Origin of the sequence: Mediterraneibacter catenae (assembly GCF_008691045.1) — a bacterium.
GTDB lineage: Bacteria > Bacillota > Clostridia > Lachnospirales > Lachnospiraceae > Mediterraneibacter > Mediterraneibacter ornithocaccae.
The window spans coordinates 97,735-118,719 of the sequence record NZ_VMSO01000006.1; the positions used below are offsets into that span (position 1 = coordinate 97,735).

General features: G+C 48.2%; 23 protein-coding genes and 1 pseudogene. 5 read left to right on the forward strand and 19 right to left on the reverse strand.

Translation table 11 applies throughout. The annotated features are described in order from the left end of the window. Positions 1 to 5: 5 nt before the first annotated feature. From FNY66_RS16030 to FNY66_RS06535, 9 genes and pseudogenes are all read right to left on the reverse strand, one after another. Complete coding sequence (locus FNY66_RS16030) at positions 6 to 560, reverse strand: hypothetical protein (protein ID WP_330581285.1); 555 nt, start codon at positions 558 to 560, stop codon at positions 6 to 8. Beyond that, positions 557 to 1,072 carry a TIM-barrel domain-containing protein gene (locus tag FNY66_RS16035; RefSeq protein WP_330581286.1) on the reverse strand — a complete coding sequence of 172 codons (516 nt, stop codon included), beginning with the start codon at positions 1,070 to 1,072 and terminating at the stop codon, positions 557 to 559. The genes FNY66_RS16030 and FNY66_RS16035 overlap by 4 nt, the downstream gene beginning before the upstream one ends. A 141-nt stretch (positions 1,073 to 1,213) precedes the next feature. Then, the gene (locus FNY66_RS15465) at positions 1,214 to 1,366 is read right to left on the reverse strand and encodes a hypothetical protein (RefSeq protein ID WP_162607893.1); all 153 of its coding nucleotides are present in this window, start codon (positions 1,364 to 1,366) and stop codon (positions 1,214 to 1,216) included. A gap of 184 nt (positions 1,367 to 1,550) precedes the next feature. After that, on the reverse strand, positions 1,551 to 2,336 hold the full coding sequence (locus FNY66_RS06515; RefSeq protein ID WP_150310623.1) for a Uma2 family endonuclease: 786 nt from the start codon (positions 2,334 to 2,336) through the stop codon (positions 1,551 to 1,553). 123 nt (positions 2,337 to 2,459) lie between these two features. Further along, entirely contained in the window at positions 2,460 to 3,272 is an 813-nt protein-coding gene (locus tag FNY66_RS15965) for an MATE family efflux transporter (protein ID WP_324613904.1), read from the reverse strand. Further along, a pseudogene (locus FNY66_RS15755) lies at positions 3,261 to 3,893 on the reverse strand (MATE family efflux transporter); the annotation flags it as partial. The pseudogene FNY66_RS15755 and the gene FNY66_RS15965, both read right to left, overlap by 12 nt. Then, complete coding sequence (locus FNY66_RS06525; protein ID WP_150310624.1) at positions 3,811 to 4,815, reverse strand: phosphotransferase family protein; 1,005 nt, start codon at positions 4,813 to 4,815, stop codon at positions 3,811 to 3,813. The gene FNY66_RS06525 and the pseudogene FNY66_RS15755, both read right to left, overlap by 83 nt. Positions 4,816 to 5,008: 193 nt before the next feature. Further along, on the reverse strand, positions 5,009 to 5,260 hold the full coding sequence (locus tag FNY66_RS06530; RefSeq protein ID WP_150310625.1) for a helix-turn-helix domain-containing protein: 252 nt from the start codon (positions 5,258 to 5,260) through the stop codon (positions 5,009 to 5,011). A gap of 52 nt (positions 5,261 to 5,312) precedes the next feature. After that, complete coding sequence (locus FNY66_RS06535) at positions 5,313 to 5,816, reverse strand: AraC family ligand binding domain-containing protein (protein WP_150310626.1); 504 nt, start codon at positions 5,814 to 5,816, stop codon at positions 5,313 to 5,315. 259 nt (positions 5,817 to 6,075) lie between these two features. On the opposite strand from FNY66_RS06535, the gene FNY66_RS06540 reads away from it, so the two are divergent. The 4 genes from FNY66_RS06540 (at position 6,076) to FNY66_RS06555 (ending at position 9,523) form a co-directional block, all read left to right on the forward strand. Further along, positions 6,076 to 6,744 (forward strand): response regulator transcription factor, encoded by a 669-nt coding sequence (locus tag FNY66_RS06540; RefSeq protein ID WP_190324802.1) that lies wholly within the window; start codon positions 6,076 to 6,078, stop codon positions 6,742 to 6,744. Between the two features lie 99 nt (positions 6,745 to 6,843). Continuing rightward, on the forward strand, positions 6,844 to 7,761 hold the full coding sequence (locus tag FNY66_RS06545) for an ABC transporter ATP-binding protein (RefSeq protein ID WP_150310627.1): 918 nt from the start codon (positions 6,844 to 6,846) through the stop codon (positions 7,759 to 7,761). Beyond that, positions 7,754 to 8,596, forward strand: a complete 843-nt coding sequence (locus FNY66_RS06550) for an ABC transporter permease subunit (RefSeq protein ID WP_087151597.1) — start codon at positions 7,754 to 7,756, stop codon at positions 8,594 to 8,596. The genes FNY66_RS06545 and FNY66_RS06550 overlap by 8 nt, the downstream gene beginning before the upstream one ends. Before the next feature lie 24 nt (positions 8,597 to 8,620). Beyond that, a complete protein-coding gene (locus tag FNY66_RS06555; RefSeq protein WP_150310628.1) occupies positions 8,621 to 9,523 on the forward strand; it encodes a sensor histidine kinase in 903 nt (300 codons plus the stop codon). Between the two features lie 78 nt (positions 9,524 to 9,601). Here FNY66_RS06555 and FNY66_RS06560 read toward each other — a convergent pair whose 3' ends face one another. The 8 genes from FNY66_RS06560 to FNY66_RS06600 all read right to left on the reverse strand — a co-directional run bounded on the left by FNY66_RS06560 (position 9,602) and on the right by FNY66_RS06600 (position 15,710). After that, positions 9,602 to 10,387, reverse strand: a complete 786-nt coding sequence (locus tag FNY66_RS06560; RefSeq protein ID WP_150310629.1) for an ABC transporter permease subunit — start codon at positions 10,385 to 10,387, stop codon at positions 9,602 to 9,604. Continuing rightward, positions 10,384 to 11,268: an ABC transporter ATP-binding protein gene (locus FNY66_RS06565; RefSeq protein WP_324613897.1), complete on the reverse strand. Its 885-nt coding sequence runs from the start codon at positions 11,266 to 11,268 to the stop codon at positions 10,384 to 10,386. The genes FNY66_RS06560 and FNY66_RS06565 overlap by 4 nt, the downstream gene beginning before the upstream one ends. A gap of 44 nt (positions 11,269 to 11,312) precedes the next feature. Continuing rightward, complete coding sequence (locus FNY66_RS06570; protein WP_324613898.1) at positions 11,313 to 11,468, reverse strand: hypothetical protein; 156 nt, start codon at positions 11,466 to 11,468, stop codon at positions 11,313 to 11,315. Positions 11,469 to 12,105: 637 nt separating this feature from the next. Continuing rightward, complete coding sequence (locus FNY66_RS06580) at positions 12,106 to 12,789, reverse strand: hypothetical protein (protein WP_150310630.1); 684 nt, start codon at positions 12,787 to 12,789, stop codon at positions 12,106 to 12,108. Positions 12,790 to 13,030: 241 nt separating this feature from the next. Further along, a complete protein-coding gene (locus tag FNY66_RS06585; RefSeq protein ID WP_330581287.1) occupies positions 13,031 to 14,017 on the reverse strand; it encodes a D-isomer specific 2-hydroxyacid dehydrogenase family protein in 987 nt (328 codons plus the stop codon). A 79-nt stretch (positions 14,018 to 14,096) separates the two neighbouring features. After that, positions 14,097 to 14,891, reverse strand: a complete 795-nt coding sequence (locus FNY66_RS06590) for an HAD-IIB family hydrolase (protein WP_150310658.1) — start codon at positions 14,889 to 14,891, stop codon at positions 14,097 to 14,099. 201 nt (positions 14,892 to 15,092) lie between these two features. Next, positions 15,093 to 15,377, reverse strand: coding sequence for a BMC domain-containing protein (locus tag FNY66_RS06595; protein WP_150310631.1), 285 nt, complete (start codon positions 15,375 to 15,377; stop codon positions 15,093 to 15,095). 33 nt (positions 15,378 to 15,410) lie between these two features. Further along, complete coding sequence (locus FNY66_RS06600) at positions 15,411 to 15,710, reverse strand: BMC domain-containing protein (RefSeq protein WP_087152603.1); 300 nt, start codon at positions 15,708 to 15,710, stop codon at positions 15,411 to 15,413. A 180-nt stretch (positions 15,711 to 15,890) separates the two neighbouring features. Here FNY66_RS06600 and pdaA point away from each other — a divergent pair, with 180 nt between their 5' ends. Beyond that, the gene (pdaA, locus tag FNY66_RS06605; RefSeq protein WP_087152604.1) at positions 15,891 to 16,748 is read left to right on the forward strand and encodes a delta-lactam-biosynthetic de-N-acetylase; all 858 of its coding nucleotides are present in this window, start codon (positions 15,891 to 15,893) and stop codon (positions 16,746 to 16,748) included. Positions 16,749 to 17,431: 683 nt separating this feature from the next. Here the strand turns inward: pdaA and FNY66_RS06610 are convergent. Both FNY66_RS06610 and nuoF read right to left on the reverse strand, forming a co-directional pair. Beyond that, positions 17,432 to 19,174, reverse strand: a complete 1,743-nt coding sequence (locus tag FNY66_RS06610) for an NADH-dependent [FeFe] hydrogenase, group A6 (RefSeq protein WP_150310632.1) — start codon at positions 19,172 to 19,174, stop codon at positions 17,432 to 17,434. A gap of 15 nt (positions 19,175 to 19,189) precedes the next feature. Beyond that, entirely contained in the window at positions 19,190 to 20,977 is a 1,788-nt protein-coding gene (gene nuoF / locus FNY66_RS06615; protein WP_150310633.1) for an NADH-quinone oxidoreductase subunit NuoF, read from the reverse strand. Positions 20,978 to 20,985: the final 8 nt, after the last annotated feature.

The window sequence follows — 20,985 nt, forward strand, 5'->3', positions numbered from 1 at the left end:
AAGATTTACTGCTGTACTGTGCAGGTAAACGTGCCGTCTTTTTCGACTGTTATGACTGTGTCGTTTCCTTCTGTCTCAGCCTCTGCCCCCTGTACGCCTGTAAGGATGCAGTTTACGAACCGTACAGTACAGCCGGCCATACCCGCCGCGTTTCCGCGGATATCCGCACCTTCTCTGACGAGCTCAAGCAGGGCGGGCTCTTCACGGTTCTGGTACACACATATCTGCGCACAGTCTTTTAAAGCAAATACTTTCAGTTCCATATTGCCTGAGAATTTATAATCCGCGCGCTCTGCTTTTATGCCTGTGGGGATGATGCTGTTCTCTCTTGCCCAGAGCGGTACTGACAGATAATCATGCTTCTCCGTCCTCCAGCATCCGCCCTCTGCGGTCTCCCCTGTCAGATAGTTCGTCCACGTACCCTGCGGCAGATAATACTGAGCCTCTCCATCTTCATTAAATACCGGCGCCACGAGCAAGGAATCCCCGAGCATGTACTGGCGGTCCAGATAACGGCAGTTCAGGTCTTTTTCAAATTCAAGCACCATACTGCGCATCATGGGAACCCCTGTCCGATATATGGATTGATCCAGACACAGATCTTGATCCCTTTCGCCTTGATCCTTGCGAGCATCCCCGCGGGATCCGGGAACACACGCTCATCCCATATAAAGTCTGTCCAGTGGAACTCTCTCATCCAGCAGCAGTCAAAATGGAAGACACTTAAAGGAATCCCTCTCTGCTCCATCCCGTCAATAAAACTCATGACTGTCTCCTCGTCGTAATCTGTCGTAAACGAAGTGGACAGCCACAGCCCGAACGTCCACTGCGCCGGGAGCGCCGGTTTCCCTGTCAGATCAGTATAACGCATCAACACATCTTTCATGGACGGTCCGTCGATAAGGAAGTAGTCCAGATACTCGCCCTTTACACTGAACGCAGCCTTGGACACCTGCTCTGTAGCGATCTCGAACTCCACTCTGTCCGGATGATTGACAAATACACCGTATCCGCTGCTGGAAAGATAGAATGGAATGCTCTTCACAGTTACGAGAAAATACAGAAATGCCACATACTACATTCATGTTCAGAATCCGAATCATGTGGAAGTGATCATGGGATAAGACTGCCGCCAGGAAACAGATATAGAAAAGAACGCCGCATACGAGTAATCCACTTACCCATATGCGGCGTTCTTTTCTGTATTCGTTTCTTATCCTGCATTACGGCTGTTCCGTCGGTTTCTCACCGGCACTCTTACCAGAATCGGCTCCGGGATCAGCCCTGGAACAAGTCCGTTGAGCACTTCCTTTATCTTCTTTCCAATACCACTGTTGATCAATCTATAGTAAACTTCTAATGACATATCCATTCCTCCTGACATTTTGTCTGAAAACAATTCTTACATGCCTCTGCGGAACCTGCTTTATATTTCCGCTTTTATGTTACGATTGCATTTTACCAGAAGAAATCGCTTTTGTCAGTGACTTTATCACTTATTTTAGAATTGTTTATACTTCTTTAATTTTAGTGAATATTCTGTGTATTCCCTATTCTTTCTGCCGCTCATAGAGAAATCTCACATGATCGTACACTTCCGCGAAGTCGATCTCCAGATCCCCGTTCCATATCCCGACCGGAACCTTCGCATCAAAACCGTAGATTATCGGGTACTCATCATGTGCAAAATCATATACGATGACTTTTTTCTTATCCGGATCGATCATCCAGTATTCCCGCACACCGGCGTTCAGATATTTATTCAGCTTGATGACCGAATCCTTCTTCTTCGTGGACTTTGACAGCACCTCGATGATAAAATCCGGAGCGCCATAAACACACCGGTCAATGACCTTATCCCTGTCACACACGATAAGCACGTCCGGCTCCACCATCGTCCTGTCATCGCAGTCAAGCTGTACATCTATGGGGGCAATCATCGGCAGACATTTCCCGCCGTTATTTAACACATGCTGAAGCATTTTGCTGTGTATAAAGCCACTGATAATCTGATGCGCAGATGTCGGGGACGTCATATCATAGATCACACCGTCGATCAGCTCCATGCGGATATCGTCCGGATACTGATAATAATCTTCAAGCCTGTATTCCCCTTGCTTCTTTACATTATACGGTCTGGCTGACTCTCTCACAGCCATAGGCTGCTCCTCACCCAGCACACTCTCCAGCGCCATGATCGTGTCATATCTGGGCGTCAGCGTAATCCCGCCGAGCACTTTCTGCACGGTTCCAAGCGGCAGCCCTGACAACTCCGCAATCTGCGCATACGAATATCCGAGTTCCCTTTTTCTCTCCTGCATTTCCTTAATCGTCATAGATACACAGCTCCTTTCCGCCCTGTACATAAAACACAGTCCAATCCGACCTGCTCCCGGAAACATTCTTTTGTATATCCATATAATAACCTATATTTATCCAAAATTCAACCATTTCATATTCTACCTTCGATGTGTTATAAGCATCAAAAGGATACTTGATATGACAAGTGCTGCAAGCGAGGATACCGGGAACGCATACCAGACGCCTTCCATACCATACAGACCGCTCAGCACAGCGACTGCGGGCACAAAGCAAAGTACCTGTCCGCAGAGAGACAGAATCAACGACATGACCGGTTTCCCCGCCGCCTGAAAACAGGTCGTCTGCATACTTTGTATCCCACTAAACAACAGGGATGCGTTCACAATCCGAAGGATGTGCCCGCCTGTATGAACGACCGGCAATTCCGGGGTAAACAGCCACATAAATATTTCTGCCAGAAAGATAGTCAGCAGATACGCAGCTATTCCGTAAATCTCAGTCATAACAGATGCCGTACGCAACGCTTTTCTTACCCTGTCTTCTCTCCCGGCGCCTTTATTATATCCTATGACGGGCTGCAGCCCCTGGGCGATTCCCTGAACAGGAAAGAGGAAAAATACCACGATCCTGTTCACAATACCGTAAGAAGTGATTGCAAGATCTCCTCCGTATCTGCGCAGAAACTGATTGACGATGATCAGAGCTACGGACTGTCCACAAAGCTGCAGAAAAGACGGAATTCCGATTGCAATCACCTCTCCTAACAGCCTGAAATCGGGTATAAAGTGGCTCAGTCTTATGCACAGCACACTCTTCCCCGAGAAATAAAAATAGTAAATACTCATCGCCATGGATATCCCCTGCCCCGCCACGGTTCCGACTGCCGCTCCGACTACTCCCATCTGAAACCCGAAGATCAGTGTACAGTCAAGCATGATATTGGCTCCCATGGGAATCACCCAGATATACATGGCATACCGGCTGCTGCCTTCCGCCCGGATAATACTGGAGAAACCGGTGCTCGTCACCGCACCCAGCAGAATAATCTTTGTGTATATCCTCGCATAGGGCATCAGCGTATCCGTCACTCCCATGAAATGAAGCAGTTCATCCAGCCAGAGAAGTCCGGCCGCCGTGATCAAAAGGGCGGCTGCATAAAAAAGACCGAATGTATTTGCCGCTGTTTTCGCTGCCTTTTCCTAGTCTTCCTCGCCCAGCGCGCGTGAAATGACCGATGCAGCTCCGCTTCCAAGTGTAGAGGATACTGCGGACAGGAAGATAAAGAGTGGAAATGATACTGCCACTCCTCCTACTGCATCTGTTCCGGCTCCACGGGATACAAATACTGTATCAAATATGTTATATAGATTATACGCCATTACTCCGATGACGGACGGACCAGACATTTTCCATAACAGCCTGCCCACTGGCGTCTCTTCCATCAGCTGGCGCTTATCAGCTTCATCCCTGCTCACATTCTGCCTCATATTACCAATCTCCGAGTATTCGCAGACATTTGCGAAGCTGCCATTTTGCCCACATTCCCTGGAGCTTTCCGTACAAAAATCCATACCGGAACGTCTCCGCCGCCATGATCGTCAGTATGTACATCCGGTATAACTGATACTTTACTGCGTCCGTTTCCGTATATGCATTCCGCCCTGATACGCGCAGATATGCGTTCAGAAATGCCGTCTCTTTCCTGATGTCATCAGTAAAGACAAATGCTGTAGGAAAATCAGCGATCGGATCTCCCCAGAATGCCCGCTCAAAGTCGAGAATGCCCTCGATCGTATAACTGTTTCCTGTTTTTTTCACAAAAATGTTACCCTCATGGCAGTCATATTCCACAAGTGACGGTTCTCTGACATCCTCCAAACTCCCGTCATGTCTCTGCAGCGCCGCCATAATCCTTGCGTAAGGAAGCTTTACCCGATGTTCCCGACCATCGGCCAGAATCTGCCGGAACATATGAAAAAATGCTGCTTTCCATGTAGAATACTGCCGTCTCTCATCTTTTGTAAAATAGCCGAAATATTTTCCCTTTACGCCATGTATCTGATACAGATATCCCGCCAGTTCCTCCCGTATCCTGTCTGCATTTTCCTGCCCCATCTTCTTCATCACTTTTGAGAACGGCTCGCCCTTAAGCTCTGTCATGAAGAAATAATTGCTCTCAATATACCTCTTACTAAAATCATACGCCAGTACCTCCGGTACCGGCACGGTCGTCTGCTCACGGATCATCCGGTAACACTCCACTTCCACCGGCATGATATCTCGCTCATAGGTCAGAAGCGTCGTGTCCGGGATCACTCCCACTTTCAGTATGACAGCATCCTTTTCATTTTTTCGCTCGATACGGTAGATTGCGTTGAACATACCGCCTGTCAGTTCCGTGATTTCCCCGGTCTCACATTCCCGACCAAAATGGATCCGGACAAGCTCCTTTATCTTATTTTCCGATAATCTGTTTTTCGTCTTGCTCTTCATCGTCCTCGCCTTTCATTACGTGCATATCCTCACTGACAGATCAGTCCTGCATTTCTCTCATAATATTACATGAAAAATACTGCCAGTACACAGTTTTATGTATATTGACAGTATCATATTCTTTATCCGTCTTTCAATTTCCCGTGAGGACAGAATCTTTTCCCGAAAGGACATCCTCTGCTGTCCGGAGTCATTAACGCCCTTCCTGATACCGGTATATCTTTCTGTATTCCCCCGGAGACATTCCGTAAACGCAATGAAATCTTTTATAAAGCCCGGACGTGCTGCTGTAGCCCGACTGTCTTGCAACTTCGTCCATAGTAAGATCCGTTTCCGCCAAAAGCTCCGCTGCTCTCTGCACACGCATATGCATGAGCATATCAGAGAAATTCCCACCTGTCTCCTCTGAAATCCGCCGTGCGAGATGCCGGCTGCTGTATCCCATCTGAACTGCGAGTGCATCTATCGCGGCAGTGCAGATATTCCTCTGAATGTAATCAGTGACCGCATAAACCAGCCCGCTCCTTATGCTGTTCTTCTGATCTCAATTCTTCCAGAATCTGCCGCATCAACTGCCTTGGCAGGATCATCTTGAGGATAATGTCATCTTCCTCTGAGGGCAGCATGGCATGGATCTTCCCCGGTGTAAGAAGGCATATATCTCCCGCACTCATCTTAAAAGCAGTCTTCTCCCCCGGCAGGTACTGACCGGCGTTCCCCTGATATACATAGATCAATTCATAAAAATCATGTGTATGATAATACGGAATCTGACATAATGTATGTTTCCTGATACTGACACCGGATGATACCCGCTCCGGAGTGTCCTTTACAGACAACCTGAGTATATCCCCCGGGCGGAAGGAACTGCCCCGCAGGATATCAATATAATGCTCCGGACAGTCCAGCTCTTCCCGGATCGCAGTCTCAAGCATGGTTGTCATCCTGTCCTTATCTTCTTTTTCCTGTCTTTCAAATTCATCTAATAGTTCAGTCCACATATCTTCTCAACTTTGGTAACAGTTCAGTCCGCAGGGATAGCGGGCTAAACTGTTACTTTTTTCTGTATACGCTCTTGCCCCGTCTTACTTCTGGATTGTAGCACACCGAATATCTATTGTAAATTCGGTCTGTAATTTTCAGCGGTAATATCAGGTTCATACTCTTTCAGAAGTTCTTCTCTTTTCGCTTCCTTCTTGAATTTCCCGCGCATCCTGTCTAAAATAGACCATGACTATACATTGCGCGGAGGTAATCATCTTGAAAACAATACTGATCGTAGACGATGACGTGTATATTGGCGATATGCTGGAAGAACTCCTCACGAAAGAAAACTACGCCGTAGGGCGTGCTTACTCCGGTACGGAAGCACTCATGTATCTGTCTTCCCGCCGCCCGGATCTCATACTACTTGATCTCATGCTCCCGGGGCTGAGTGGGGAAGAACTTCTTCCACTTATCAAAGGCATCCCTGTGATCGTCGTGAGCGCCAAAGCCGAAGTCTCCGATAAGGTCAGCCTGCTGCTCGGCGGAGCCGCGGATTATGTCACGAAGCCCTTTGATACTTCGGAGCTTCTGGCGCGCGTCACCGTACAGCTCAGGAAAAATGATGTTCCCGAATCATCTGATATCCTTTCTTACGACACAATATGCCTGAATGCGGAAACGCGCGCCGTCACGGTCTCAGACACACCGGTCCGGCTGACACAGACAGAGTACGCCATACTGAAACTGCTCATGGCAAATCCCTCTCAGATCATCACGAAATCCGTAATGCTTGACAGGATCAGCGAGGATACTCCCGACTGCACGGAGAGTTCTCTGAAAGTCCATATCAGCAACCTGAGGAAAAAATTAAAAGCAGTCAACGGTAAAGATTATATTGAAGCAGTCTGGGGCATCGGCTTCAAGCTGAACGAAGAGCTGTGATCTCCGGCATAATAATCTTAACTGTTTCTTTACTGTTTCCTTAACCGCTTTCTTAACTGCTATCCGATAGAATACTCAGTGTCAAAGGAGGTTGAACTTATGGATTATATTCTTACAGCCCGGTCACTGGGTAAACGCTACAGAAATTTCAAGGCGCTTGACGATTTCTCTATCCACGTTCCAAAGGGCGCGATCTACGGATTCGTCGGAAAGAACGGCGCGGGCAAGACAACATTTATCCGTCTGATCTGCGGTCTGCAGGAGCCTACAGACGGGAGCTATATGATCTACGGGATCGAGAACACTGATCCCGGCATCAGCAGATGCCGACGAAGAATGGGTGCAGTCGTGGAAACACCATCTATCTATCTGGACATGACTGCCGAGGATAATCTCAAAGAACAGTATCGTATCATCGGACTTCCATCTTTCGACAGCATCCCCGGACTTCTCCGTCTCGTGGGTCTGGAAAACACGGGGAAAAAGAAAGCGAAACACTTCTCCCTCGGTATGAAGCAGAGACTGGGAATCGCCATCGCTCTGGCAGGAAATCCTGATTTTCTCATCCTCGATGAGCCCGTCAACGGACTGGACCCTCAGGGAATCATCGAAGTGCGTGAACTGATTTTGAAACTGAACCGTGAGAAAAGGATCACATTTCTTATTTCCAGTCATATCCTCGATGAGCTTTCCCGCCTCGCCACCCATTACGGCTTTATCGACAGCGGGCACATGGTAAAGGAAATGAGCGCCGCTGAACTGGACGCAGCCTGCCGCAAATGCATCCGCGTACAGGTATCCGATATACAGGCTCTCACACGGGTACTCGATAAGATGGCTCTGGAATACAGCATCTGCTCTGACACAATGGCAGATATCTTCGCCAAAATCAATGTAACAGAGCTTGCCCTCGCGCTCGCAGAACAGGGATGCGATATCATTTCCCTGAATGAACGTGAAGAAAGCCTGGAGAGCTATTATGTCAATCTGATCGGAGGAGGGAATCATCATGAGTAGGCTGTTATCCGCGGATTTCGCAAAATTAAAGAAGAATAAGTTTTTCTGGATCTGTATGCCAGGGATGTTCCTGTTTGGCATATTCACGGCGGTAATGCATTACATCGCTATGCAGCAATACGGAGAGAATGAGGCAGATATCACCAATATCCTCTTTATCTATGCACTTACAGTTGTTTTTCTCATTCCCGCCTTTGTCAGTCTTTTCGTCGGAACGGAATACAGCGACGGGACCATACGTAACAAAATGATCATCGGACACACGAGAGCCGGTATCTATCTGTCTGACCTCATCGTCTGCTCAGTCGCCGGTATCGGTTTCTGCGTCAGCTACATTATCGGTGCACTTCTTGCCGCGTTGCCGCTCTATACGATCGATGCGGGTATTCTGGAAGGCGTCACGAAACTGGTTCTGTGTAGTTTTATTATGTCTGTAGCATTTACCGCGCTGTGCATCCTGACTGCCATGCTGTGCCAGAACAAGGCACTGACCGCTGTGATCAATATTCTGGCTGCCTGCTTCCTGCTCGTCATATCGCTCTATGTCTTAAACAAATTGAGCGAACCGGAAGTTTATCCCGGTTATTCCGTAATGACAGACTCCGGAGAAGTTGAAGTAATGGAAAATGAACCCAATCCCGATTACCTGCGAGGAACAGAACGGGAAGTATACCAGTTTCTCAATGATTTTCTCCCCACCGGACAGGCGATAAATATCACGCAGCGCGGCGCATTCTCACAATCCCCCGGACTGCTCGCCGCTTACTCGGCAAGTATCATTATCGTCTCCACTGGCATCGGAGTGTTCGCTTTCAAAAAAAGAGATGTAAAATAATTTACCCGCAACGGAGGTTTTATCATGGTATTCTGGCTCTGCTGCCTGATCGGCATACTGGCATTCATTATTCTCATACTGATCATCAAGATCTGTCTGCTGAAAAGATCGGCAGACGAGATCGCCGACGGCTTTGCCGACCGGGTGGCGTCAGATACCAATACCCTGATCGATCTTTCAAGCCGTGACCGGCATATGCGGAGACTTGCCGACAGCATTAACCGGGAGCTCATCCTTCTTCAGGGTGACCGCCGCCGCTGTCAGCAGGGCGATCAGGATCTGAAAAATGCCGTCACTAATATTTCCCATGATCTGCGCACGCCTCTGACTGCTATCTGCGGTTATCTGGATCTCCTCGACCGTGAGGAGAAGTCTGAGGCCGTCGCCCGTTATCTCAAGGTCATCCGGGGACGTACGGAAAATATGCGGCAGCTCACAGAAGAGTTGTTCCGGTACTCAGTCTTTACTACCGCATCCGGCGGAACACCCGATGAACCGGTTGTCCTCAACCGCTGTCTGGAGGAGAGCCTCTCTGCTATGTATGCCGCTCTGAAGCAGAAGTACATCACCCCTGAAATATCCATACCGGAGCAGAAAGTGAGCCGGATGCTCAACCGCAATGCCCTCACCCGTGTGTTCGGTAATATAATCAGTAATGCGCTAAAATACAGTGATGGAGATCTCATCATCACTTTAAGAGAGGACGGCGAAATCATCTTTACAAACCATGCTTCTCAGCTTGATGAAATCAAGACAGGCCGTCTCTTCGACCGCTTCTACACCGTGGAAACCGCCTCGGCAGAATCGACGGGGCTGGGTCTCTCTATCGCAAAGGCGCTTACAGAGCAGATGGGCGGGAAGATTACAGCGGAATATAAGGATGGAATGATACTGGTAAAAGTCTGCTTTTCCTCTGCTAAACTGTGAGATTGGTATTAGACTGTTACTATAGAAGATCTGCTCTTTGGTCTCGGCAGGCAGCATGATTCGAAACGGTTCGTTTCCCTACATAACATCCTTTCTGTTGTATTTAATATAGCCTGCACAAACTCCAATTACACCGTAAAGCATCCCCAGCAGCACCGGCATTCCATCCAGACTTATATTTGTTACAATCTCCGTGCCCTCTGCATATCCGTACGGAGAGATATACTTTAGAAATTCTGCAGAATCAGATATATTTGCAATAATATTGAAAAAGTAAAGTATGATCGCAAGACCAAGGCCGACACCCAGACTTCCCTTCCGCAGAAAGGCAGAAATTCCGAAACAGATGGAAGCAATCTCTATCTGTAAGAGGCTATAGGCCAAATGAAGCAGGAGGATTTCTTTCCACGGAATATCCTCGCCCACCGCATAAATGGAAACAATTGAGATGATCAGTACAGCAGCATTGAGAACCAGGATCTGAAAATACAAAGCTGCAAGTTTACCGCTCAGGATCCGGGTCCGGCTGACCGGATGGGAAAGAAGAAATTCTGCTGTATGTCCCTTTTCCTCTTTAGACAGCATCGAAATCCCGCACATGGCAGCGTAAAGAGCACCTCCAAGTCCAAGGATATTGCCGCATTCAACAGCGTAGAAACCGGTCAGGGTGCCGAAGCTGACCTGGTCCATTCCGAAGGCAGCACTGAAATTCCCCATGGTCGAAAAAACATCACTGACCTGATCCATTTCACCCTTCATCTCCGGAAACAGGAAGATGCATACTGCGAAGAGAAAAGCGATGGATACAGTCCATATGATCAGGCTTAAGCGGCCCTGGCGCAGTTCGTGTCTGAAAATTGTCATTCTTTCTCATCTCCTTCCGTATAATAGTGTAGAAAAATCTCTTCCAAATCCGGTTCGGAGAGGCTAAGATCCATAATCTGATGTCTGCTGAGCCTGGACAGGAGCAGATTGATATCACCACCGTACAGGAAACTGACCATGTCGCCGGATATCTGCAGATCTCGTACATCCGGCAGACCGGAAGGATCAAAAGTTCCCCGGACAGTAACCCGTTTTGCATTTGTGCGTGTCAGTTCTTCCACACTTCCGGAGGCAATGATTCTTCCCTCCCGTATAATCGCGGCTCTACTACAGAAACGCTGGACTTCAGAGAGAATATGTGAAGATAGGAACACAGTCATGCCCTTCTTGTTTCTTTCCTTCAATATCTCAAAGAACTCCCTCTGCATCAGAGGATCCAGTCCGCCGGTTGGTTCATCCAGGATACAGATCTGTGGATCATGCTGCAGGGCACATACAACGGCCAGCTTCTTCCGGTTTCCGAACGAAAGCTCGCTGATCCGTCGGGAAGGATCCAGCTGCAATCGCTCACACAGGTCAGAAGATGTCTTCCGACAGTCTTTCCGGCGCAGATCCGCCGAAAGCCGGATCAGGTCGCGTCCCCGCATATCCGGATAGAATACTGCTTCAGAAGGGAGATACCCTGTCACGGACAGAATCTGTTCTTTTTCTTTTGAAATATCCTTTCCAAGTATCCTTGCACTGCCACGGGTTTTATGTATCAATCCCATCAGAATACGAATGGTAGTACTTTTCCCGGCGCCGTTTGGTCCGATAAATCCATAAAATTCACCCTCATGCACCTCCAGGTCAAGCTCAATGATCCCCCGGGATCTGCCATAAAATTTTGTAAGACCATCTGTCTGTATTGCGTTCATCATTTATCCCTTTCTCAGATATATTTTCATAATATCTATCTTGGCCCTCAAGCCCCGTTCCACCATTTCAAACAGATTCCTGCCGCGTCAGCGACCTCCTGCATCGGGCTCTTTTTATAACTGTTCTGTGAGAAAACCCTGTAGACGGCGTTGATAATTGCCTGTTGTTTTTCTTTTGACAGACTGTAAAATTTATCGTTCATGGCTCCTCCTTTTGACCGATGTGGTTAATTCTAATTATATATAGTTGACCATTTTTGAGAAGCCCCTTTTTTATTTTAGTACAGCTGCATTTAAAAGAAATGACAGAGGAATACCTGAATGGTATAATAAGAAAGTGTGACGCTTATCTTGCAACAAATCATAATGACAGTATTCGCCAGTGCGCTATGAAAAGAGGAGTAACAACATATTGACAGTAAAATATAAATTTGCCAAGGGTGTGATTGCATGAAAAAAATAAATATCATTTTAAACATCATTATTATGGCTTTTGTTGGTGCATTTATTGGGCATGGGGTTTATACTGTTTGGGACTTTAAAACTCATCCTGAATTATATTTTGTACAATCAGCACCGTGGTATACAAGCATCTTAATATGTGGTGCATCTACCACTATTGTGTTACTGATTTGCGTCGTGATAAAAATAATCATTAATCATAAGTTTAAACAGGGGAACAACAGATAAACTAACCAATCTTGGAATTTATGGAGATAGCTGTATGAAAAAATAGTATAAAATTTTGATCAGTAAAAAAAAGTACATGGTAAGCCATGAGCAAATGCTCATGGCTTGCCGTGCACCAATACTCTCTGTTTATTGTTTTTCTTATGTTTCTTATTCGCCCACATCCACGCTCTCGATCAGCATGGAATCCAGCCTATCCATATCTTCCTGATCAATGGTAAACTCCCGGCTGCTTGTCTTTGTAACATGAAGCTGAACATTTCGCGCTCCTCCATAGAGCATCCCGGAGTCCACCCGCTTACGGAGGACATCATAATAGATCTGATAGATCTGATTCTGCATCTCCTCATCTGTCGGCATCTCTGCCCCGTTCATCACACTGTCCGTGACTTCCTGCGCATACTCCTGCGCCTTTGTCTGAAATGTCTCATATGTATCGCTGAAGAGTGTGACCGGCTTGACAATGACAGGTACTATATATGTCCCGTCCTCCTGCTTTTCCGGTTTGCCTATCGTATAGCTGACTTTTCTGGCAATCTCTCCGAAAAGCTCTCTGTATTTCGGCTGCATGTTCTCCGGCATTTCCGAGTTCTCAAACCCAGCCATCGTAGCATCCAGATTGTCGTCGAATATCTTCTCTGCTTCTTCCTGAGATATTCCCGTGATCTCCACATACTGATCCGTCTCATTTTTGTAGGATGTATCCAGTACAGCCTGCACATATTCCCCCGCATCAAACCGGTTGATATACAGATATACGCCGACAGATACTCCGACTGCAAGGATAACCGCAAGTATCGCTGCGATTACAATGATCTTTTTCTTTTTTTTCATCATATTCCTCCTTTTTCATAAGTTTGCCACAGTATACCACTGTGAAAGCAAGAAAAAGGAAGAACCCTGTCGACCACAATCATCGGAAGTTTCAAAAGGTACATTCCGGGATTACAATACAGGTCACTCGCTCCTCTTCTGTGCGCAGCTTACATGGAGGATCGTGTGACAGCATAAGCTGCAACAGTAATACAGATTCCGCCGAAGCGTTAATATATTTTTATATTATATAGAACTTTTGTCAGACAACGGCCCAGGGATCTTCTTTCCCTTCAGCGTGATACATACAGCTCAGTATCGAATTCTTCACCATATCACTCACTGCCTGATCCGTATAGAACGCCATATGCGGTGTGACGATCACATTCGGGAATCCCCGCAGGATATAAAGATCCCGTTTCTTGAGCACGTCGGATTTCCTGTCATAGTAATACATTCCGAACTCATCCTCAATTACATCCAGTCCCGCCGCACTGATCTTGCCCGACTCGATACCCTCGATCAGCGCTTTCGTATCGATCAGCCCGCCTCTCGCCGTATTGACGATCACAACGCCGTCTTTCATCTTGCCGATGGCATCCCCATCAATCAGGTGAAAGTTATCTTCAAGAAGAGGCATATGCAGGGTAATGAGATCACATTCCCTGTAGATTGTATCCAGATCCGCATACTGTGCATACTTTTTCACTTCATCATTTTCATATTTGTCATACGCATAGATCTTACAGCCAAAACCTGACAGGTCACGGATCACAGCACGTCCGATCCTGCCCGTTCCCAGAACTCCCACTGTAAAATTCGGCAGCTCCCTTCCCTGGATACCCGGAAGCGAGAAATCGTTGATTTCTTCTCTCTGCATGATCCTCTTCATCTTACGGATGGACATGAGCATCAGCATGACCGTATAATCCGCCACACACTCCGGTGAATACGACACGTTACTTACGTGCATTCCCAGACGCTTCGCCGCTGCAATGTCCACATGGTCATATCCTATCGTCCGGGTGGAGATCATCTTCACTCCCAATTCATGGAATCTTTCCATCAGTTCCTCATCGATCTTTGTCGTGATGATACTCACATACTCGTACCCCTCGGCAAGATGCGCATTTTCCATCGTCGGATCGTCTGTAGTAATCCCAAGCTCCACCCCGTATTCTTTTGAAAACTTCTGAAAATACTCTGCCTCATCGAATTCTCTGTAACTGTACACAAAAATCTTCATCATTTTCCCGCCTTTCCTGTGTCCGTTTACTCTCTACTGTCTCCTCACATAATGTCCGGCCTATCTTCTCCCACCCGGACAACTATATCAGGCCGTAACGCTCCATGGCATACGCGATCCCGTCATCTTCTACTTCCTTCGTCACAAACTCCGTATAAGGATCCAGCACCGGGTCGTGCTCTCCCATAGCTATTGCATGGATCGCAAACTCGAACATCGCCAGATCATTGCTGCTGTCTCCGAACACATAAGCCTGTTCTTTCGTCATGCCGAGCCGGTCCAGCATAAACTCGCACGCCGTCGCCTTGGAATACCCCTTCTGCACTACCTCGTACGCATTTCCGCCCCGGTCCAGTGCCTCCATATCCTGTCCTTCTATAAAATCAAGAAAGCTCTTCAGGTCACTCTGCCCGTCCGCATAGATAAACAGCTTATCATATATAAAATCGTCTCTCTCTATAGGGCATTCAATGCCCATGCCCTTCTCCCGGAAATACCGCCTCGAAGATTCCAGTTTATCAAATCTTGAAATACGGCTCGGGAAATAGACATCCTCGGGTCCTTCTGCGATTCCTCCGAGATTACATTCAAATAGCTTATCGATAACCGCCCTTCCCAGTTCTTTTGTCAGTGAATGGGCCAGCAGTTCCTCATCATGGAAGAACAGATGCGTGCCGCACCCGCACAGAAAGCCGTCAAAAGGCAGTCTGCGGATCTCCGTCGGCACACTACATATCGTCCTTCCCGTGTTGATAAAGAGCAGATGTCCTGCCTTATTTGCCATATGCAGCGCTCTTATCGCACTCTCAGGGATCTCTCTTGTCTTTTCACTCAGTAAAGTCCCGTCTATATCAAAGAATAAAGCTGATTTTTCCATGTCAGTCTCCGTTTCTCTCAAAATTCCATCTAACATTCTACTATCCTTTTCCGAAAATGTCCACTGTCTGAACGGCATCCCTGTCATGCCCCTGTCATGCACAGCAATTTAGCCCGTTCCTATCCTGATAGCAGAACTTTTACACGCAAAAAAGCTGTACTTCAAAAGCCGCTTCCTGCTTTTTAAAGTACAGCTCTCAGACTATTTTCTTCTGCTCCGGAACATCTCAACGATATCGATCATCTCCTGAGAAGGATTCGATATCACAGCGCTCTCGATCACCTCGCACGGCGGATCTTCTTTCACGCTGTCTACCGCTGCCGTCACTGCGGCTACATCCCCTCCGACAAAAATCAGTGCATGGCCTCCACACTTTGTATCCTGTGTCACATATTCAACATCGGCGGTCTTAAGCATGCGGTCTGTTACCAGAATCGCATTTGCTTCTCCCACGACTTCCACAAGTCCATAAGCTCCATATGTCATATCAGTACCTGCCCTTTCCATCATTTTCCTGATCTACTTTCCGATCGTCATAGCGATTGCTGTCTCCGTATCTTCCGATGGAGCCGCGATCACTGTATGAGATACAACTTTTGAACGTCCTTTCGCCGCATCGAGAGCCGCTTCCATCGCCGCTTTTACATTCGATACCGTACCTCTCATCTTCACACAGGCACCTGCCTTCAGTCGGTTTCTCTCTACTGCCTGAATCTTTACATCTGCCGCTTTCGCAGCCGCATCAAGAGCTACAAAGCAAATGCATTCACTTTCCAGCTCAAATACTCCTATTGCCATTCCCGCATACTGTTCCGCCATAACTTCCTCCTACACTTCGTCCACGACTTATCTATTTGTTATAATAGCAGAAATCACTCGTTTTTTCAATGTTGCATCTTCGAAATATCCACTGCTCAGGCCGGTTCACTCCTGTCCGGTTATAAAATATTTCTGTTCTTCATATACTGTCAAAAACCGTTCAATACAAAACATCAATATATGAAAAAATCAATATTCATAAAACTGTTCTCTTTCCTGCTTCTTTTTACAGGTGCCTACCTGTTTGGGACCGGTGCCGCTTTTCTGTCTGAGCACTTTCACTCAGACCATTCCTCACATTACAATGACTCCTCTCAGGATGTCTCACAGTCCGGAGCTGTTCCTGTGTCCGCCGATGGGAACTGGGGACTTAGTTTTCAGGAGGATGGGCAGCTTCCCACAGGTAACGCCACCATGGAAGAGCTCGCTCAGTACGATGCATACTATGCGCAAGACACAGATGAGAAAGTTCTTTATCTCACCTTCGATGCCGGCTATGAAAACGGCAACACGGAACCTATACTGGACGCACTGAAAAAGCATAACGTATCAGCTACCTTTTTCGTAGTAGGTACTTATATCGAATCTGAACCGGAACTGGTCAAAAGGATGGTCGAAGAAGGACACACTGTCGGGAACCATACGTGGCATCATCCTGATATGTCGCAGATCGCTGATATGGATTCTTTCAAAAAGGAAATTACAGATGTAGAAGATGCATTCCTCGCAGTGACCGGTCAGGAGATGACCAAATATTACCGGCCGCCTCAGGGAAAATATAATAAAGCAAATCTGCAGATGGCGAAAGAACTTGGATATAAGACATTTTTCTGGAGTCTCGCGTATGTGGACTGGTATCAGGATGATCAGCCGACAGAGGAAGAAGCCTTCGACAAACTCCTCGGCCGTATCCATCCCGGCGCCATCGTACTACTCCACAGTACTTCGTCTACTAACGCGGCTATCCTTGATGAACTGCTGACAAAATGGGAAGAGATGGGATATCAGATAAGGCCGCTGTCTGAGCTAATTCAATAAACTTCGGATTTGTCGAACTGGTTCATAATAGAAAAACAGCACAAAGCAGATGAATACAGTACAGTTAACTCACATATCCGCAGACAGAGAAAGAGTGATTCTGACTCCAGTTACAGAATATAACAGGAACTAGCAAAGCAGGGCGATTGCTAAATACAAATCGATCAAACGGAGAACTCCCAAAGGTCAGACACCTCCGTTTGATCGATTAACGCAATCGTCCTGCTTTTAAGTTCCTCTAATATTCTTCCAAAGTCGCCGGAATCACTCTTCCTCTGTCCGCGGAATGCGCATCAAATCGGCTGTATCTGCCTGCTTTTCTGCTCTTTCTCATCCATAAGCCAGTTCGATAAATCCTCATACAAACCAGAAGAGATGGGAGCCTCATCGTAACGATTGATAGCTCAACATTTATTTGCAGAATCTTTTCTGCTTATCGATAGAAAAGGAATCTTAGTCGAAAAAGATCCGGCTTTGTTCCTTCCGTTTGAGATTCGATTTTCGGGATGGGAAAGAAAGCAGCCGGGAGGTATGTATTGTGTACGCACCGTTGGAGCGGCGTCGGCACTTAGAGCGCGTCTTCTGCGCTCTTATGTACCGTTACGCCGCGACCGAGTGAAAACGTGTGCGCTAACAATACATACCTCCCGGCGGACTCTTTCTCAGTCAGATAAATCCGGAATTTAATTAATGGTACGTTTCACATAAGTTGTATGCAGTATATGATGTGCCTTCTCGCTTCCCGGCGTCCCGAGAAACTCATCGTACAGTTTCTTTATGGACGGGTTCTCGTGGGACTTCCGGAGCGTCTTTGCCGCATCGTTGTCATAGAGTGCCTTCGCGCGGATCGCTTTCACATCTGTAAAGTTGCGCACATCTGCGTGTACCTGCGGCTGACCGCCGCCGTTCACGCAGCCTCCCGGACAGCACATGATCTCGATGAAATGATAGTCTGCCTCGCCGGAGCGCACTTTATCCATGATGATCTTAGCATTGGATAGACCGGATGCGACTGCGATCTTCACATCCATTCCCGCCACGTTATATGTGGCTTCTTTGATTCCATCCGTACCGCGCACTTCCATGAACTCAACTTTCTCGAGCGTCTCGCCGGTCAGTTCTTCCACTGCGGTACGCAGAGCTGCCTCCATTACGCCGCCGGTGGCGCCGAAGATAACACCTGCGCCCGAGGATTCTCCGAGAGGATCATCGAAGCCTTCATCCGGAAGACTCCTGAAATCAATTCCCACTTTGCGGATGAGGCGCGCCAGTTCTCTTGTTGTGATCGAGATATCCACATCCGGAAGGCCTGCCGCATCCTGATCGTCTCGTCCGATCTCAAATTTCTTCGCTGTACATGGCATGACGCTGACACACACAATGTCTTCGGGTGCGATGCCGGTCTTCTCCGCGTAATATGTCTTCGTAATAGCCCCGAACATCTGCTGTGGTGATTTGCAGCTCGACAGATGTTCAAGCTGATCTGGATAATAGTGCTCGCAGTATTTGATCCAGCCGGGCGAGCAGGATGTCATCATCGGAAGGACTCCGCCATTTTTTACACGATCGAGGAACTCATGAGCCTCTTCCATGATCGTGAGGTCAGCGCTGAAATCCGTGTCAAACACTTTGTCAAATCCGATCCTGCGGAGCGCTGCCGCCATCTTGCCCTCTACGTCAGTTCCCATCGGATAGCCGAATTCTTCTCCCAGTGCCGCGCGCACGGACGGCGCCGGCTGGACAACAACATGCTTTGTCTCATCGGAGATCGCTTCAAGGACTTCATCAATGCTGCTCTTCTCATAGAGCGCTCCCGTCGGACAGGCCGCAATGCACTGACCGCAGGATACGCAGCTCGTATCTCCAAGCCCCATGTCGAACGGGGAACCGATAAATGTTGCAAATCCCCTGTTGTTCGGTCCGATCACGCCCACGCTCTGCACTTTCTCGCACACAGCGGAGCATCTCCGGCAAAGGATACATTTATTATTATCACGAACCATATGTACCGCGCTCTCATCGAGCTCATAGTGGGGCGTCTCGCCTGCGAAATAATCTTCATCCGTAACACCCAGCTCCTGACAGAGCTCCTGCAGTTCACAGTGGCCGCTTCGCACGCAGGAAAGGCATTTCTTATCATGATTGGATAAGAGCAGTTCCAGCGTCCTTCGCCTGGAGTCGAGCAGCTTCTTCGTGTTCGTCTGCACTTCCATACCCTCGGACACCGGGTAGACACATGCCGCCACCAGATTTCTTGCCCCTTTTACCTCCACCACGCACATGCGGCATGCACCGATCTCGTTGATCTCTTTTAAGTAGCACAGAGTAGGGATTCGGATACCCGCTGCCTGCGCCGCCTCAAGGATCGTAGAACCTGCGGGTGCAGTTACATTCAAGCCGTTTATTTTTAAATTTACATTTTCCATTCTCACTGCCCTCCCTTACTCTTTGTAGATCGCGCCAAACCGGCATTTCTCCATGCAGGCACCGCATTTCAGGCATTTCTCGGGATCGATCATATGTACTTCTCTCACTGATCCGGTGATCGCGTCTGCCGGACAAGTCCTTGCACAGAGCGTACATCCCTTACATTTATCCGGATCGATCTTATACTGGAGCAGCGCCTTACAGACTCCTGCCGGACATTTCTTATCCACGATGTGCGCGATATATTCATCCCGGAAGTAACGAAGCGTGGAGAGCACCGGATTAGGTGCGGTCTGTCCGAGAGCGCACAGAGAGCTGGATTGTAAATGGTAACAGAGCTCCTCCAGCTTATCCAGATCTTCCATCGTTGCCTGACCTTTTGTGATCTTCTCCAGGATCTCGAGCATACGTCTTGTGCCGATACGGCACGGTGTACACTTGCCGCAGGACTCATCTACGGTGAACTCAAGGAAGAATTTCGCAATATCGACCATGCAGGTATCTTCGTCCATGACAATAAGACCGCCGGAACCCATCATGGATCCGATTGCTTTCAGATTGTCATAGTCAATCGGCACATCCAGATGCTCCGCAGGGATACAGCCGCCTGACGGACCTCCTGTCTGGGCTGCCTTGAATTTCTTGCCGTTCGGAATGCCGCCTCCGATCTCCTCTACGATCTCCCGGAGCGTCGTTCCCATGGGTACTTCCACGAGACCGGTATTGTGGATCTTGCCGCCCAGGGCAAATACTTTCGTTCCCTTTGACTTCTCCGTTCCCATGGATGCGAACCACTCCGGCCCGTTCACGATAATCTGCGGAATGTTCGCAAAGGTCTCTACATTGTTTAAGATAGTCGGCTTCTGGAAGAGACCCTTTAATGCCGGGAACGGCGGACGCGGACGAGGCTCTCCTCTGTTGCCCTCGATGGATGTCATAAGAGCAGTCTCCTCGCCGCAGACAAAAGCTCCCGCGCCGAGCCTCAGTTCAATATCGAAATCAAAGCCGCTGTCAAATATATTTTTTCCAAGCAGTCCGTACTCCCTCGCCTGAGCGATAGCGATCTCGAGACGTTTCACCGCGATGGGATACTCGGCACGCACATAGATATAGCCCTGGGATGCTCCGATGGCATAACCTGCGATCGCCATTGCTTCCAGCACGGCATGGGGATCGCCCTCCAGGATGGAGCGGTCCATGAAAGCTCCCGGATCTCCCTCGTCAGCATTGCAGCAGACATATTTCTGATCTGCCTCATTTGCCGCAGCGAACTTCCATTTCAAGCCTGTCGGGAATCCGGCGCCTCCTCTTCCCCGCAAGCCGCTGTCCAGGAGTATCTGGATCACGTCCTCCGGCGTCTTCTCCGTCAGCACGGTGCCCAGCGCCTCATATCCGCCGGTGCCGATGTATTCCTCTATATTCTCCGGATTGATGACGCCGCAGTTGCGCAGCGCGACTCTGTGCTGCTTCTTATAGAAATTCGTCTCATTGAGGGGGATGATCTTGTCTGTCTTTGTAGTCTCATCATAGAGCAGACGTGTAACAACCCTTCCCTTTAAAAGATGTTCGGATACAATCTCAGGGATATCATCCTCCTGAACCATTGAATAAAACGTTCCTTCAGGATATACGATCATGATCGGCCCGAGCGCGCACAGGCCGAAACATCCGGTTTTCACTACGCCGACTTCCTCGGACAGCCCGTTCGCCGCAATCTCTTTTTCCAGTCGTTCTCTGATCCGCTGGCTGCCGGAAGAAGTACATCCGGTTCCGCCGCAGACGAGTACATGTGATCGATACATAGATTCAG

Coding starts and splice junctions, on each gene's coding strand:
- FNY66_RS06610 (WP_150310632.1), bottom strand. CDS start 19,174: ATGGAAAATGTAAATTTAAAAATAAACGGCTTGAATGTAACTGCACCC.
- FNY66_RS06560 (WP_150310629.1), bottom strand. CDS start 10,387: ATGACAATTTTCAGACACGAACTGCGCCAGGGCCGCTTAAGCCTGATC.
- FNY66_RS06530 (WP_150310625.1), bottom strand. CDS start 5,260: ATGGGATACAGCAGCCGGCATCTCGCACGGCGGATTTCAGAGGAGACA.
- FNY66_RS06595 (WP_150310631.1), bottom strand. CDS start 15,377: ATGACATATGGAGCTTATGGACTTGTGGAAGTCGTGGGAGAAGCAAAT.
- nuoF (WP_150310633.1), bottom strand. CDS start 20,977: ATGTATCGATCACATGTACTCGTCTGCGGCGGAACCGGATGTACTTCT.
- FNY66_RS16030 (WP_330581285.1), bottom strand. CDS start 560: ATGATGCGCAGTATGGTGCTTGAATTTGAAAAAGACCTGAACTGCCGT.
- FNY66_RS06535 (WP_150310626.1), bottom strand. CDS start 5,816: ATGTGGACTGAACTATTAGATGAATTTGAAAGACAGGAAAAAGAAGAT.
- FNY66_RS06565 (WP_324613897.1), bottom strand. CDS start 11,268: ATGATGAACGCAATACAGACAGATGGTCTTACAAAATTTTATGGCAGA.
- FNY66_RS06550 (WP_087151597.1), top strand. CDS start 7,754: ATGAGTAGGCTGTTATCCGCGGATTTCGCAAAATTAAAGAAGAATAAG.
- FNY66_RS06525 (WP_150310624.1), bottom strand. CDS start 4,815: ATGAAGAGCAAGACGAAAAACAGATTATCGGAAAATAAGATAAAGGAG.
- FNY66_RS06600 (WP_087152603.1), bottom strand. CDS start 15,710: ATGGCGGAACAGTATGCGGGAATGGCAATAGGAGTATTTGAGCTGGAA.
- FNY66_RS15965 (WP_324613904.1), bottom strand. CDS start 3,272: ATGGGAGCCAATATCATGCTTGACTGTACACTGATCTTCGGGTTTCAG.
- FNY66_RS06580 (WP_150310630.1), bottom strand. CDS start 12,789: ATGAAAAAAAAGAAAAAGATCATTGTAATCGCAGCGATACTTGCGGTT.
- FNY66_RS06590 (WP_150310658.1), bottom strand. CDS start 14,891: ATGGAAAAATCAGCTTTATTCTTTGATATAGACGGGACTTTACTGAGT.
- FNY66_RS06545 (WP_150310627.1), top strand. CDS start 6,844: ATGGATTATATTCTTACAGCCCGGTCACTGGGTAAACGCTACAGAAAT.
- FNY66_RS06555 (WP_150310628.1), top strand. CDS start 8,621: ATGGTATTCTGGCTCTGCTGCCTGATCGGCATACTGGCATTCATTATT.
- FNY66_RS15465 (WP_162607893.1), bottom strand. CDS start 1,366: ATGTCATTAGAAGTTTACTATAGATTGATCAACAGTGGTATTGGAAAG.
- FNY66_RS06585 (WP_330581287.1), bottom strand. CDS start 14,017: ATGATGAAGATTTTTGTGTACAGTTACAGAGAATTCGATGAGGCAGAG.
- FNY66_RS06570 (WP_324613898.1), bottom strand. CDS start 11,468: ATGAACGATAAATTTTACAGTCTGTCAAAAGAAAAACAACAGGCAATT.
- pdaA (WP_087152604.1), top strand. CDS start 15,891: ATGAAAAAATCAATATTCATAAAACTGTTCTCTTTCCTGCTTCTTTTT.
- FNY66_RS06515 (WP_150310623.1), bottom strand. CDS start 2,336: ATGACGATTAAGGAAATGCAGGAGAGAAAAAGGGAACTCGGATATTCG.